The following is a 13,736-nucleotide window of genomic DNA, read 5'->3' on the forward strand; positions in this document are numbered from 1 at the left end:
GTTAAGGCACACTATCGTACCGCAAACGGGGTGTCTAGCAGATGACAGTCAAGGGAAAACCACTACATCTCGCCGAAGTTCCCCAGGCGAGACGCGCAGATTCATTGCAGGCATTCGAGTATCTACTGGATGAACTTCTCCATGGTTGTACGCTCCACGTGTTTCTTCGCGTCCCGGTGCAGGAGAATGACTTGCTCGGCCTCGGAAAGCCCGTTCTGCACCGACTCGCGGAAGCCCTCGTCGACGTTGATCTCGGGGGCCGGCGCCCGCGGCTGCAGTACGGTCACCTTCTGGCGGATGCCGCGCAGCTTTTCTTCGCCGAGCGTCGTCCATTCGCCGCCGCAATAACCGGCGAAAGCCTGGCTGGCGACGACCTCGCGGCCGTATTTCTTGGTCAGGATCTGCAGCCGCTGCACCTCGTTGACGGCCGAGCCGAAGGCGGAAAAGGTCAGCCGGTCTTTCAGGCCGACATTGCCGAACATGACGTTGCCGACATGCAGGCCGATACCGTAGCCGACCTTGCTGAGGCCTTTCGCCTCGCGGTCCTTGTTGAGTTCGGCGACCCGCGCCTGCGCCTGATGGACGGCGGAAAGCGCTGCCTCGCAGGCGATTTTCGACGGGTCCTTGTGGCGCCCGCAGGGATAGACGGCGAGGAAGCCGTCGCCGAGGAAGCTCAGGATCTCCCCGCCGTTGCGGTTGAAGGGCGCCGCGATCGCGTCGAAGAACTGGTTCAGCGTGTCGATGTAGGCCTGGCGGCCTTCCTTTTCGGCATACATGGTGGATTCGCGCATGTCGCCCATGACGAGTGCCGCACGGATCGTCTCGCCGTCGCCGCGGCGGATCTGGCCGTTCAGCACCCGCTTGCCGGCATCGCCGCCGAGATAGGTGGTCAGCATGTTGTTGGCGAGCTTGCCGAGCACGGCCATCTTGGCGGCGACCGCCAGATGGTTCTGCATCCGAAGAAGCGCGTCGATCATGTCGTCGGAAAAGCCGTTGTGGTGGTCGGTCGACCAGGAGCCCATCATGCCCTGCACCGAGCCGTCGCCGAAGGGCTGCACGAAGGCGAGGTAATCGGTGATGGCGTCCTTGCGCAGGTCCTCGAAGATCGGAAATTCGGCCGGCCCTTCCTGCATCAGGCGGCGGCGGATGTGCTGCAGGTTGTTGTCGAGCAGGTAATAATAGGGGCTCTGCAGAAAACGGTCCGGCTTCTGCCCGGCCGGCATGCGGAAGCCCTCGATGGTGACGCCGCTCGCGCGCCGCCAGGTGAAGCTCAAAGCGTCGTAAAGCGGATGCAGCATCGAAAAGGTCAGATGCACCCGTGCGATCGGCAGGCCGGCCGACGCAATCCTCTCGCAGAAACCGCGCACGATGTTTTCAAGCTCGTCTCCGGCCAGCGAAGAATTCGTCAGCCATTCAGCGACCCGGTCCAACAGGATGGAGGACACGCTGGATTCGATCGTGCTCATTCTCGGTATGATCCTCATAAGGCACGCCATCCCCAAGAGCCAAAAATCCCCCTGCCGGCACATTTTCATGCGCAGGTCACAAGGAAATCAGGATGTACGAGCGGTATTATTTGTCAACGATCTGCCGAAAGCCCGACAGCGGCACCCCTCTGCTCCCCTATCGGGGACCGGACGGGCAGTCCTTTCGCGGCGGTTTATTATCGAAAGTCAAAATAGGGATGCTGCAAATGCGAAACAATGGGAGCGGAATTTTTTTGTGCCTTCAAGTTGTAGCAAAGGGCGGCGGCGGGGCATTTTAGCCACACCCGGGTAAGGGTTCTATCAGCCCAGGAGATCGGTGAGGCCGGCACCTCCCGGCTGCCTAAACCCCTCCCCACAAGGGGGAGGGGCTTAACTTGCCGCATCGCCTCCACTAAAAATCATCGCCGAGAACGCTGTGGTCGAAAGAGGGCACACCGGCGCGCCGTGAGTTAGCCCCGCCCCCTTGTGGGAGGGGTTGGGGAGGGGCCTTGTTCGCCAACCGAACGCTAGTGCCACTCGGGGAGAAGAGAACCCCGGGTTTAATTCACCGCGATCATGCATTAGATCAGCTTCCTCTTCCCCGTTCCGAAAGATCCCGCCTTGGCCATCTCCACCTTCGACACGCTTTTGCAGAAAATCGAAACCCGCAACGCCCGCGCCGGCGTTATCGGGCTCGGTTATGTCGGCCTGCCACTGGCGATGGCGGTGGCGCGCAGCGGATTTGCGGTCACCGGCTTCGACATCGATCCCTCCAAGATGGTGGCGCTCGATGCCCGCCGTTCCTATATCGACGCCGTCAGCAATGAGGCGCTTGCCGCGGAGATCGAGGCTCGCCGCTTCCAGGCGACCACCGATTTCGCCGGGCTCGCCGAGTGCGACGTCATCATCATCTGCGTGCCGACGCCGCTGACCAAACATCGCGATCCCGATCTCTCCTTCGTCGAGGCGACGTCGCGCTCGATTGCTGGGCATCTGCGCCCTGGCCAGCTCGTCGTGCTGGAATCGACCACCTATCCCGGCACGACCGACGATATCGTCAAGGTCATCCTCGAAGGCACCGGGCTGAAATCCGGTTCGGATTTCTTCGTCGGCTTCTCCCCGGAGCGCGAGGATCCGGGCAATCAGCATTATCATACCGCCACCATCCCGAAGGTCGTCGCCGGCGACGGTCCCGAGGCGCTGTCCTTGATGAAAGCCTTCTACGGCGCGGCGGTATCGACCGTCGTTCCGGTCTCCTCGAATGCGACGGCCGAGGCGGTCAAGCTCACCGAAAACATCTTCCGCTCGGTCAACATCGCCCTCGTCAACGAGCTGAAGACCGTCTATGCGGCGATGGGCATCGACGTCTGGGAAGTGATCGATGCGGCCAAGACCAAGCCCTTCGGCTACATGCCCTTCTATCCCGGCCCCGGCCTCGGCGGCCACTGCATCCCGATCGATCCCTTCTACCTCACCTGGAAATCGCGCGAATACGAGCTCCCAACCCGCTTTATCGAGCTCGCTGGCGAGATCAATTCGGCGATGCCGCGTTATGTCGTCGGCAAGCTTGCCGAAGCGCTCGATATCCGCGCCGGCAAGGCGCTGAGCCGCAGCAAGGTGCTGGTGATCGGGCTCGCCTACAAGAAGAACGTAGCTGATATTAGAGAGAGCCCGTCGCTGCGGCTGATCGAGATCATCGAGGAACGCGGCGGACGGGCGGATTATCACGATCCCTTCGTCGCCGAGATCCCGCCGACACGCGAATACCAGGCGCTGAAGGGCCGCCGATCGGCGGCGCTGACGCCGGAAGCTGTGAGCGGTTACGATGCGGTGCTGATTGCGACCGACCATGACAGCGTGGATTATGCGGCGCTCGCAAAAAGCGCTACGCTGATCATCGACACCCGCAACGTCTTCAACCGGCTAGGCCTTTCGGCCGATCACGTCATCAAGGCATAAAAGCAGCGCGACGGCATAAGCCGAGTCGATCCGCTATGATGACGGCGACAAAGAAACCACCCCGACCGGGCGTTGCCATTTCAAATAAGTCCTTCCCTAAATCAGGATAAGATCAGCCCGTCGCCTCAAAGCGGCGGGTTTTGCTTTTTTCGGTGCGCCTCTCAAATGACGCTCGGCGCTGCAGAAAGTGATTTGCCGGTCATCCGGCTGGCGGCTACCGCATAACCGCCCGACGCGCCGTCGATGAAATGCATATGGTCGCGCGAAATCGGCGTCGGCACGAAGCAGGTCATCAGCGCCGAGGCCTGCCGATGCAGGCCGTAGCGGGCAATGCCCTTGGCGCGCGCCGCTTCCAGCAGCGTCTCGATCCGTTTCAGATGTTCGGCGTCGACGTCGACCGTCATCTTCAACCCGTCGTCGAATTTGCGGAAATCGGAATTGCCGGCGACGTCGCGCTTGTAGCGGCGCGCATCGAAGCGGCCGAGCGGAATGCCGAGCCGATAGCAGACCACCGTGATGGCGAGCTGCAGGAAGATGATGAGCTTCTGGCGCAAGCGCCGGCCGGCGGGTGCTGTGGCCTTAGCCTCGCGATTGATGCCGTGCAGCGAGAAGGCAAGCTCCGGGCCGTCGGCCGGCACCGGATGGCTGCCGCGGTTCTGCTCACTGGTGATGGCGACGATACCGTTGACGAGGTTGCGGAATTCCTCGCCCGGCCGGCCTTCGCCGGGCACCGCGATGATCGAGACGATCTCGCCGTTCTGCGCATCGATCGGGCTCCAGCGGCAGGAAAGGCCGGTGAGATCGGGGCGTGTTCCGGCCGCCGCGCGCTCGACGGCGTAATGGCCGAGCTTCATCTGTCGTTCCGCCCAGCTGGTGCCGCCGCCCCAGAACATCGCATAGGTGACGTGCGGGCTTGCCGAGTAACGCGCGACGCGCACGTCAAGCCCCTCGGCGCGGGTGTCGGTGACCGGAACGATGGCGACGCGCAGCATCAGGCCGAGATCCTCCTCGACCCAGATCTGCACGGCGGAAAGGGCGTCGCGCGCCGCCTGCTCCAGCGAGCCCGGAAGCGCAATCAGCGCGCCGTCGCCGCCGAAGACGAAGGGATAATCGCCCTTGCCGACGGCATTCAACACGGCCGAAATGACGCTGGCGCCCGCCATGTTGACGTCCTTGTAGCGTCCGCCGGCGATTGCCTGCGTCGAGCCGACGATATCGGCAAGCGCCAGCACCCAGCCATCCGGCAGCGGCCGGTAATTGGCGGCATCGGTCACGCCCTCGAAGGCGCTGAACAGCGGCACGGCGGCAAAGAATTCTTCGTCGGTCACGGTTTTCATGTCATCCAGCTTAGCACAGACCCATGTTGCCACTGCAACGCCATTTCCCATTTACGGCAATCGACTTGGCAAGGTTTCATGTGTTAGCACCCGCGGACGATTTTTCATCACGGATACGGATTAGATGAGCCGCCTCGACAGCTTCATTCGCCGGTTGACGGCCCAACGCGACATTTTGAACGCGATCATCGATCTGGTCGGCGAAATCGAAGGCCCGGTGCTGGAATTCGGCCTCGGCAACGGCCGCACCTACGATCACCTGCGCGAAAATTTCCCCGGCCGCCGCATCGTCGCCTTCGACTGGGAGGTCCGCTCCTATTCGGCCTCGACGCCAGCGGCGGAAGATATGGTGACCGGCAATATCCGCGAGTCCGGCCAGGCCTTCCTCGGCATCGGCGCTGCGCTCGCCCACGCCGATATCGGCACCGGCCATGACGAGATCGACGCGGTAACGCTCACCTGGCTGCCGCAGCTGATGGCCGGCGTGCTCGCCCCAAACGGCATCGCCGTCAGCGGCCTGCCGCTGGAGCATGCCGAGCTGGTGGCGCTGCCGCTGCCGGAGGGGATCAAGGAAGGGCGGTATTTTCTGTATCGGAGAGGATAAGCGGTTGTAGGCGGCGCTCACGAGGCGCAGGGATACGACGTCGCCCAGCGCGCGGTAAGTTTCGCCTCGAAGTCGGCGGCGATTTCCTCCAGTGTTACGCTGCCCAGCCGCCGCAGGAGTAGGGCCTCCGCTTCCTTCATCGCGTCTTGAAGGACGCTATTCACTGCCTGTTCCACAAGGCACTTCGGCTGATCGTCGGCTGGGCCGATGGCGAAGAGATGTGGTTCGCCGAGAGCGTTGTAGACATCGAGCAGGGTGATTTCCGACAACGGACGCACCAGTGTCCAGCCGCCACCATGACCCTTTTCGGAGCGCACATAACCCCGTTCCCGCAAGCCGGCCATGGTGCGACGGACGACGACGGGATTGGTATTCAGCATCTTGGCGATCATCTCGGAGGTCGCCGAATGCTGATGCCTGTCCATGTGGATCAGCACGTGCAGCATTCGGGAGAGGCGGCTATCATTGCGCATGATTTTCGTCCTGTCGATCGAGCGGGCCACTATCGCAAGTCAATCGTAACAAGACAAGTAACGTGACCCTTGACCGGATTGTATCATGTAACTTATGTTGATCCATGACCGCGGCAACGTCAAAGGAGAGGCTCATGTCGTTCGAAGCCATTGTCATCGGCGGAAATTTCGCCGGTCTGTCGGCAGCCATGCAGCTTACCCGGGCGCGGCGGCGGGTTTTGCTCGTCGACGCAGGCGCGCCGCGAAATCGGTTTTCGCAGGCCTCGCATGGCTTCCTCGGCCAGGACGGCCAGACGCCGGCGGCGATCATGCGGGAGGGAAAGCGACAACTCTCGCTTTATCCGAACATCACCATTCGCACAGGCAAAGTCGTCCAGGCGCAGTGCGATGGTGACGAATTCGTCATCAACGTAGAAGGCGGGGGCGAAGAGAAAGCCGCGCGCCTTGTTCTGGCGACCGGGGTGAACGATACGCTGCCAGAGATATCAGGCCTGCGGGAAAGATGGGGCCGCTCCGCACTGCACTGCCCTTATTGCCACGGTTACGAGGTGAGCGGCGGCAAGCTCGGCGTTCTGGCAAACCATCCGCATTCGGCGCATTCGGCCATGCTGATTCCCGACTGGGGAGCGACGACCTTTTTCACCCAGGCACAGTTCGAGCCCGATGAAGAGCAGCTCGTGCGGCTGAGCGCCCGTGGCGTCCGGATCGAGCGCAGTCCTATCGTCGAATTATTGGGCGATAATCCCGGGCTTGACGCCGTTCGCCTCGCCGATGGGCGCGTCCTTCCACTCGACGCCGTCTTCGTCGCTCCGAAAACGGCGATGGCGAGCCCGCTTGCCGAACAGCTCGGCTGCGTCTTCGATGACGGCCCGTTCGGGCCGGTCATTCGCAACGGCGACAATAAAGAAACCACCGTCAGGGGCGTCTTTGCGGCCGGCGATGCGGCAAGCGCCATGCACAATGCCACACTCGCTTCCGCTTCGGGCGTGCTTGCCGGCGTTCATTGCCATCAATCGCTGGTGATGTAGTTTGCGCAGGTGCATGGAAATCCGTGGCGCGCCGGATGAAACCGATCGGCTTGATGTGATCGCCTATCTCAGAACACTCGCCGACACTCCGGTTCCGCTTCCCTCTGATGGCATCGCGCGCAGCGCCCACGCCGCAGGAGGATGCGGTGGGATCGCTGCCCGTTCCCGTCAATGCCGCCGCGCGCAAGGTCGATCTTCCGCTTCTGGCTGATATTGTCGATTTACTCTGACAAATGGGGCCCGCCGGCACGAGGCTTCGCTTTGAACGCGCTCTTGAGCGCATCGAGGACGACACGAATGGACGGAAAGTCCTTGATCTCCGAGTGCACGACCAACCACAGCTCCCTTACCAGAGCATGTTCGCCCTCGATGCGCTGGAGATCTCCAGGGACTGCGAAATCGGGTAGCATGACGACACCCCCGTCGAGCCTTGCGGCCGCGACCTGAAACTCCAGAACGGACGATCTCAACGCAATTGGGCGGCCGGCGGCCACCTCCTTGAGACGCAGCTGCTGCGGCGAGGCATTCATCGCTTCATCGTAGCCGATAAAGGTCCATTCGGACGGCGCAACGGTTTCGAGATAACGCTTCGAAGCGAAGAGATTGAAAGTCATCTCCTGGAGCTTGGTGATCGAATAGTCGCCATCTTCCGGTCTCGACAGCCGAACCGCAATGTCCGCTTCGCGCCTGTTTAAGGAGGTGAACCGCTTTTCGCCAACAAGCGTAATCTGAACACCCGGATGATCGCGCCGGATGGCGACGATCGGTTTTGCCAGAAGCACGCTCGAAAGAGCGGGTGGGGCGCTGATCCGCACATGGCCACGCACTTCCGTCGCACTGCTGCGCCCAATCTGCTCGACCGCGGCAGTCTGCAGGGCGATGACAGCGGCATGCTTGGCAACCTTCTCCCCTTCCAGAGTGAGAATGACGCGCCGCCCGCGACGGTCGATGAGCTTGCGTTCCAGCTTTGCCTCAAGCGATGAGACGCGCCGGCTTATGGTCGCGTGTTCGACCCCCAGCTGCTTTGCCGCGCCGAGAAACGTTCCCGACTGCGCCAGCGCCAGAAAATGCCGCAAGTCGTCCCAATCGAGTTGTGTGAATTTGTTCCCACTCATTGTGCAGCAATAGGGAATTTTCACAGGTTTGGCCAGCCGGTAGCCTGTGCGCATCAAGGAGATCTCACGATGACAGATCAGATCGTAATGTTGAACGCCCCCGGCGACGTCACGCGGTTTCAGGTACAGGATCACCGTCCGGCCGCTCCCGGTCGGGGCGAGATAAAAATTCGTCATGAAGCGATCGGGACCAACTTCCTGGACATCTATCATCGGAAGGGCATCTATCCGATGCCCTCCTATCCGGCCGTGATCGGTGCTGAGGCTGCGGGTGTCGTGGCAGCGGTCGGTCCTGACGTGACCGACTTGAAAGAGGGCGACCGGGTGGCATATGCGGGGCCGCCGGTCGGAGCCTACTGCTCGACAAGGACCATTGCCGCTGAAAGAGTGCTCAGGCTTCCCGACTCGGTTTCGGCGAAAACGGCTGCGAGCTCGCTGCTCAAAGGCATGACGAGCTACATGCTGCTAAAGAAGACGTGCGATGTTCGCGACGGAAGTCGTATTCTGGTCCACGCTGCTGCCGGTGGGCTTGGAAGCATCCTCGTCCGCTGGGCCAAGTCGCTCAATGCCACGGTGATCGGCACCGTCAGCACGCCCGAAAAGGCGGTGCTCGCCAAGTCCTTCGGCGCAGATCATCTCATCGTCGGGCGAGAGGCCGATATCGTCGCGGAAGTCCAGCTGCTGACGAATGGCAATGGCGTTGATGTCGCCTTTGACGGAATAGGCGGCGATATGCTGGTCAAAAGTCTTCGTTCGGTCCGGGCCTTCGGAATGGCTGTGACCATCGGGCAAGCCGCCGGACCGGTTCCACCGGTTCCGGTCGAGGAGCTTCGGCCTGGAAAGTCGCTCTCTCACCCGAGCATCATGGCCTGGTGCGCCGATGTCGGAAGATACCGCGAGGCGGCGCAGGCGGCAGTCCAGGCCATGGAAACAGGGATTGTCTGTCAGATCGCTGCCGAGTTCAGCCTGGCAGATGTTGCAAGAGCGCATATCGAAATGGAGTCGGGGCGGGCCGCAGGCAGTATTTTGCTGATCCCTTAAAGCATGGCGCGCAAAGGGATGGCTCCGTAGCCGCCTCTACGGCAGAAACAGCACGTTATACTGATCGAATTCCCCCGGCAGATCCCGCACCTTCATCTCCTCCTCGCGGTCCTCGAAGAGGACGAGGCAATCCTCGTAGTAGCCGGCGAGCATGGAGATGAAGGCTCTTGTTCCCTCGGCTCCGTAGAAGAGCGGCGTGAATTCCATATGGAGCGGCACGCGGCGGGTAAGCAGGGGCTCCATCGAGCGGCAGGCGATCGGCTCGTAGCCTTCGATATCCATCCAGACGAGGCCGATTGCTCCAGGGTCGATCGACAGGCCGGCGAGGATTTCGGAGACCGGCTTCACCGGCACGCTGATCTTTTTGTCGGTCGGGCTCTGGCGGATGGCGCTGCTCTTGCCGTGATTGTTGCGGTTGAGGAAGAAGTCGATTTCGCCTTCGCTCTCGCCGGCGGCGCAATTGACGAGCCGGACCTTTTCTTCCAGCCGGTTCTGGCGGATGTTGAGTTCAAGCAGCGGGAAATTGCGCGGGTCGGGCTCGATGCTGACGATCCGGGCGTAGGTGCGGCTCAAGGCGAAATAGACGGTCTGGGTGCCGATATTGCCGCCGATCTCGAGCAGCGTCGCATCCTTCCGCAAGAGGCCGCGCTCGCGCAAGATGACGATCAGCCGGTCGACGGCGTCGCGCTCGAAATGACCCTTCCGGAAGACCTTGCGGCCGATATAATCAGAAGGTGAGAAGGTCATCAGATGGTCGCCGGCGTCGACCGTCATCGAGACGACGCGCGGGCCGATATTTTCGATCAGCAGCCGGCGGCCGAAGCGGGTGTGGAAGAAGCGCGAGGCTGCAGCATTGCGCGCCTTGCGCAGGCGGCGGCTCCAATATTTGGCGGTGAGCCAGGGCTTGCCGGGCATCAGGCTTTTCCTTCGAGCGGTTCTGCAGCTTTCTCTCTCGGAATGACATAGACTTTCAAGGGCAGGGCGCGGCCGCGCACGCTGATTTCACGGCTTTCGATGCCGGAAAGATCGGCGCCGGAAAGGGTTGCTACCGGCTCGGAGATGACGATCGCCGCTTCGAATTCCTTGGCGGCACTTTCCAGCCGGCTCGCGACATTCACGGTATCGCCGATCGCCGTCATGCTGCGCACCCGGCCATAGCCCATTGTGCCGACGACGGCCGGGCCGGTGTGAATGCCGATCGCGATGCGCAGCGGCAGCGCCAGTTCCTCGGCGAGCTCGGCGGCGAGTTTCTCGATCTCGGCGACGATCGCCGCCGCTGCCTTGAGCGCCTGGCGGCAGGCTTCCTCAGGCGCGGTGTTGAGGCCGAAAAGCGCCATGGCGCCGTCGCCGATGAACTTGTCGAGCCGGCCGCCCGTCTGCTCCACCGCCTTGCCGATGATGGCGAAATAGCGGTTCAGCAGGAAGACGACGTCGAAGGGCAGGCGCGTTTCCGTCAGCGTGGTGAAATGGCGGATGTCGACGAAGAGCACGGCGATTTCACGTTCGCGCCCCGGGCTGGTCTCCTGGCTGTTGGCGGGAAGGGCTGCTTCGAGCGCCGGCACAAGCAGCGGCGCGACCGCGACATCGCGGTTCGGGCGAAGCTGGCAGGCAAGCCGCACATCTGGGCCGGCATTGATTCTCCTCAGGGTCGTCTGTTCCATCTTGTCGGGGGCCGGCAGGTGCTCGTAGTCGCCCAAGATCTGCACCCGGCAGGTGGAGCACTGGCCCTTGCCGCCGCAGACGGAATAATGCGGCAGGCCGCCGAGCCGGCTTGCCTCGAGCACCGAGAAGCCGCGCGGCACACGGATCACCTCGCCGCCCGGATAATGCACGGCCACCTGGTCGAGGCGCTCCTTCAGCCTACGCCGGGCGCGGGCGGCGACGACGATCAGCAGCGCGGTCGAAAAAGCGCCATAGAGCCCGGCGCGGATCGTCGAAACCTGGCGGAGAACCTCCGGGTTCGAGGCGTAACGGGTGTTGACCGTCGCCTTATAGGGGCTGTTGGCGATCGCCGGCTGATAGGAGGGGTCGGCCAGCGTGCGGCCCATTTCGACGAAGCCGAGCAGCGAGAGCACCGGCACGAGGATTGCCAGCGCCAGCAGCAGCGGTGCCAGGCCTGGGTACCAGGGGCGGTAGCGCAGCCAGAAATGCAGGCCGATGCAGCCGTGGATCCAGACGGCGATGAGACCGAATGCCTGCCGCAGGCCGTTCGCCGGAGCCCGGATCCACAGCGAGCCGACGACCGTCTCGTAGTCATCGATATAGCCGTAGAGTTCGTGGGCGATGCGCGTGCCGATGACATGATCCATGAGAAGCAGCGGGATCAGCAGGCCGAGCACGATCTGCGCCGTTTCGCCCTTTGGCATGACCAGGCTGCGGCGCATATAAATGGCGCGCAACACCAGCGCTATATGGATCAGAACCGACGAATAGAAGATGGTCGTCCCGACAGGATTGCGCCAGATCGCCATGAACAGGCGGGCGGCCTTATCGGCTGCGGACACGGAAATCAGGCCGATCGCATGGTTCGACAAGTGCAGCAGGACGAAGATGAAAATGACGAGGCCTGAACCGAGCCTCGCCCTTCTGATCGTACGCTCCGAAAAAATCCCTGTGGCCGAGACCGTCGTCATTCATTCCCGTTCTTGTCGATGCAACCGCAGGCCCATAGAGATTGAGAAAGAGGCGGAATTGCTTCCATCGCGATCACATTCCATATGCTTATGCGCAAGTTTTAGGGAAATGGACAATAGCCGAGTTTCGCCACCGGCCATGCCGGCCGGAAACACTGTGTCTTCATATGAGGGTTGTGCATGCGGGTGGCTTTTTACGCGCCGATGAAATCGCCGAACCATCCGGTGCCGTCGGGCGACCGGCTGATGGCGCGGCTGTTGATCCGGGCGCTTGAAATGGCCGGGCACGAGGTCGAGATCGTCTCCGAATTTCGCACCCATGCCGCGACACCGGAAGCGGCAACGAAGCTCGAACCGGCGATCGGTGCCGAACTGCAGCGGTTGCGGCAAAAATGGGCATTAGCGCCGCGACCCGAGCTCTGGTTCTCCTACCACCCCTATTACAAATCGCCCGACCCTTTCGGGCCGGTGATCTCCGCCGGATTCGCCATCCCCTATGTCACCGCCGAAGCGTCCTACGCGGCAAAACGCGATAGCACCGGCTGGGCAGGCGTGCAGAAACGCGTCGGCGAGGCGATACGGCAGGCGGCGGTCAATATCAGCTTCACCGAACGCGACCAAGCGGGCATTTCGGCCGCCTTTCCGCAGGCGCGGTTTGCCGGCCTGAAACCCTTCATCGACACGGCGCTGTTCGAGAGGGTGTCGCCGGCGCCCGATCCGCTGCGGCTGATGACGGTGGCGATGATGCGGGCCGGCGACAAGATGGCAAGTTATGCCATGCTGGCAAAAGCGCTGCGGCTGATCGAACACCGACCCTGGACGCTTGCTGTCATCGGCGATGGCCCGATGCGGCACGAGGTGAAGGCGCTGTTTGCCACTTTCCCCGCCGGCCGCATCGAGTGGTTGGGCGAGCGGGATGCGGCCGAGATCGCCGGCTTGTTCGGGCGCGGCGGCCTCTATGTCTGGCCCGGCTGCGGCGAGGCTTACGGCCTTGCCTATCTGGAAGCCCAGGCCGCCGGGCTGCCTGTCGTCGCGCAGGAGACGGCGGGGGTGCCCGCCGTGGTCGAGGCTGGGGTGACCGGCCTGCTGACGCCGGATGGTGATGTCGCCGCCTATGCCGCAGCCGTGACTGGCCTGCTTGATGACAGGGAAAGACGCGCGGCCATGGGGCAGGCGGCGCGGCGCTTCGTGCTCGAGGAGCGCTCGCTGGCGACGGCGGCCGAGCGGCTGGATGGAATTTTGCGGGACTATGCAGCAACAGGAGTGATGGGATGACCGACAGGATGAGCTGGGAGCCGCTGCGCCGCGAGCTCGACCGCTGGCAGGCCGCCGGCCGCGTGGCCCGCTTCTGGCTGCGGGACGACGACGCGATCGAACCGACGCCTGATCTGGAGACGCTGCTGGCATCGACCGGCGACAACGCGATCCCGCTGACGCTTGCCGTCATTCCCGGCCTGACAGGCGAGGCATTGGCGGCGCGGCTGGTGGAGGAAGCAGGCGTCAGTGTCGCGGTGCACGGGTGGGCGCATACGAACCATGCCGGGCCGGAGCGGAAAAAGCAGGAGCTCGGTGGCGACCGGCCGGCGGACATCGTGCTCGGTGAGCTCAGCGACGGCTTCCGGCTGCTGCAGCGGCTCTATCCGGCCCGCTTTCTGCCGGTGCTGGTGCCGCCGTGGAACCGGATCGACGCCGCCCTCATCCCGGCACTGCCGGATCTCGGCTTTGCAGCGCTTTCGGTCTATGGCCGTGCAAGGCAAAACGGGCCGATACCGCTGCTCAACACCCATGTCGACATCATCGATTGGCACGGCACGCGCGGCGGCCGAGCCGAAGAGGAACTGGTGGCCGAGCTGGTGGCGGAGCTGCACGACCGGTTTGCCGGCAGCGACGAGCCGATCGGCGTGCTGACCCACCATCTGGTGCATGATGCTGCGGCCTGGGATTTCCTGTCGGCCCTGTTTGCGTTGACGCGCCGCCATCCTGCCGTCCATTGGTTGCCGGCAGCTGCACTTCTAACGCCGTGAGTATTGCCGATCAGACGGCGTGAAGGCGCCCGAGAAAATCTCGCCTGCAACGGTGA

General features: G+C 62.8%; 13 protein-coding genes. 7 read left to right on the forward strand and 6 right to left on the reverse strand.

The annotated features are described in order from the left end of the window. Positions 1 to 122: 122 nt before the first annotated feature. Complete coding sequence (locus tag ACS4RS_RS22575; RefSeq protein WP_003595075.1) at positions 123 to 1,466, reverse strand: adenylate/guanylate cyclase domain-containing protein; 1,344 nt, start codon at positions 1,464 to 1,466, stop codon at positions 123 to 125. A gap of 621 nt (positions 1,467 to 2,087) precedes the next feature. Between ACS4RS_RS22575 and ACS4RS_RS22580 the strand changes: the two genes are divergently transcribed. After that, positions 2,088 to 3,425, forward strand: coding sequence for a nucleotide sugar dehydrogenase (locus ACS4RS_RS22580; RefSeq protein WP_003595077.1), 1,338 nt, complete (start codon positions 2,088 to 2,090; stop codon positions 3,423 to 3,425). 161 nt (positions 3,426 to 3,586) lie between these two features. On the opposite strand, the gene ACS4RS_RS22585 is transcribed toward ACS4RS_RS22580, so the two are convergent. Then, positions 3,587 to 4,762 (reverse strand): DUF3095 domain-containing protein, encoded by a 1,176-nt coding sequence (locus ACS4RS_RS22585; RefSeq protein ID WP_449314026.1) that lies wholly within the window; start codon positions 4,760 to 4,762, stop codon positions 3,587 to 3,589. A 124-nt stretch (positions 4,763 to 4,886) separates the two neighbouring features. Here ACS4RS_RS22585 and ACS4RS_RS22590 point away from each other — a divergent pair, with 124 nt between their 5' ends. Continuing rightward, positions 4,887 to 5,366 carry a class I SAM-dependent methyltransferase gene (locus ACS4RS_RS22590; RefSeq protein WP_012555329.1) on the forward strand — a complete coding sequence of 160 codons (480 nt, stop codon included), beginning with the start codon at positions 4,887 to 4,889 and terminating at the stop codon, positions 5,364 to 5,366. A 17-nt stretch (positions 5,367 to 5,383) separates the two neighbouring features. On the opposite strand, the gene ACS4RS_RS22595 is transcribed toward ACS4RS_RS22590, so the two are convergent. Further along, on the reverse strand, positions 5,384 to 5,839 hold the full coding sequence (locus ACS4RS_RS22595; protein WP_439013514.1) for an Rrf2 family transcriptional regulator: 456 nt from the start codon (positions 5,837 to 5,839) through the stop codon (positions 5,384 to 5,386). A gap of 134 nt (positions 5,840 to 5,973) precedes the next feature. On the opposite strand from ACS4RS_RS22595, the gene ACS4RS_RS22600 reads away from it, so the two are divergent. Both ACS4RS_RS22600 and ACS4RS_RS22605 read left to right on the forward strand, forming a co-directional pair. Continuing rightward, on the forward strand, positions 5,974 to 6,867 hold the full coding sequence (locus tag ACS4RS_RS22600) for an FAD-dependent oxidoreductase (RefSeq protein ID WP_439013515.1): 894 nt from the start codon (positions 5,974 to 5,976) through the stop codon (positions 6,865 to 6,867). A 107-nt stretch (positions 6,868 to 6,974) separates the two neighbouring features. Then, a complete protein-coding gene (locus ACS4RS_RS22605; protein ID WP_439013516.1) occupies positions 6,975 to 7,097 on the forward strand; it encodes a hypothetical protein in 123 nt (40 codons plus the stop codon). On the opposite strand, the gene ACS4RS_RS22610 is transcribed toward ACS4RS_RS22605, so the two are convergent. Then, positions 7,089 to 7,982, reverse strand: a complete 894-nt coding sequence (locus tag ACS4RS_RS22610; RefSeq protein ID WP_439013517.1) for a LysR substrate-binding domain-containing protein — start codon at positions 7,980 to 7,982, stop codon at positions 7,089 to 7,091. The genes ACS4RS_RS22605 and ACS4RS_RS22610 overlap by 9 nt on opposite strands. 69 nt (positions 7,983 to 8,051) lie before the next feature. On the opposite strand from ACS4RS_RS22610, the gene ACS4RS_RS22615 reads away from it, so the two are divergent. Next, positions 8,052 to 9,023 (forward strand): zinc-binding dehydrogenase, encoded by a 972-nt coding sequence (locus tag ACS4RS_RS22615; RefSeq protein ID WP_439013686.1) that lies wholly within the window; start codon positions 8,052 to 8,054, stop codon positions 9,021 to 9,023. 36 nt (positions 9,024 to 9,059) lie between these two features. Here the strand turns inward: ACS4RS_RS22615 and ACS4RS_RS22620 are convergent, their stop codons facing one another. Continuing rightward, the gene (locus ACS4RS_RS22620) at positions 9,060 to 9,938 is read right to left on the reverse strand and encodes an FkbM family methyltransferase (protein WP_439013518.1); all 879 of its coding nucleotides are present in this window, start codon (positions 9,936 to 9,938) and stop codon (positions 9,060 to 9,062) included. Then, complete coding sequence (locus ACS4RS_RS22625; RefSeq protein WP_439013519.1) at positions 9,938 to 11,656, reverse strand: adenylate/guanylate cyclase domain-containing protein; 1,719 nt, start codon at positions 11,654 to 11,656, stop codon at positions 9,938 to 9,940. The genes ACS4RS_RS22620 and ACS4RS_RS22625 overlap by 1 nt, the downstream gene beginning before the upstream one ends. A gap of 180 nt (positions 11,657 to 11,836) precedes the next feature. Between ACS4RS_RS22625 and ACS4RS_RS22630 the strand changes: the two genes are divergently transcribed. Both ACS4RS_RS22630 and ACS4RS_RS22635 read left to right on the forward strand, forming a co-directional pair. Further along, complete coding sequence (locus ACS4RS_RS22630) at positions 11,837 to 12,931, forward strand: glycosyltransferase (protein WP_439013520.1); 1,095 nt, start codon at positions 11,837 to 11,839, stop codon at positions 12,929 to 12,931. After that, entirely contained in the window at positions 12,928 to 13,680 is a 753-nt protein-coding gene (locus ACS4RS_RS22635; protein ID WP_439013521.1) for a polysaccharide deacetylase family protein, read from the forward strand. The genes ACS4RS_RS22630 and ACS4RS_RS22635 overlap by 4 nt, the downstream gene beginning before the upstream one ends. The last annotated feature ends 56 nt before the right edge of the window (positions 13,681 to 13,736 follow it).

The organism is Rhizobium sp. F40D2, from assembly GCF_051810745.2.
Lineage (GTDB): Bacteria > Pseudomonadota > Alphaproteobacteria > Rhizobiales > Rhizobiaceae > Rhizobium.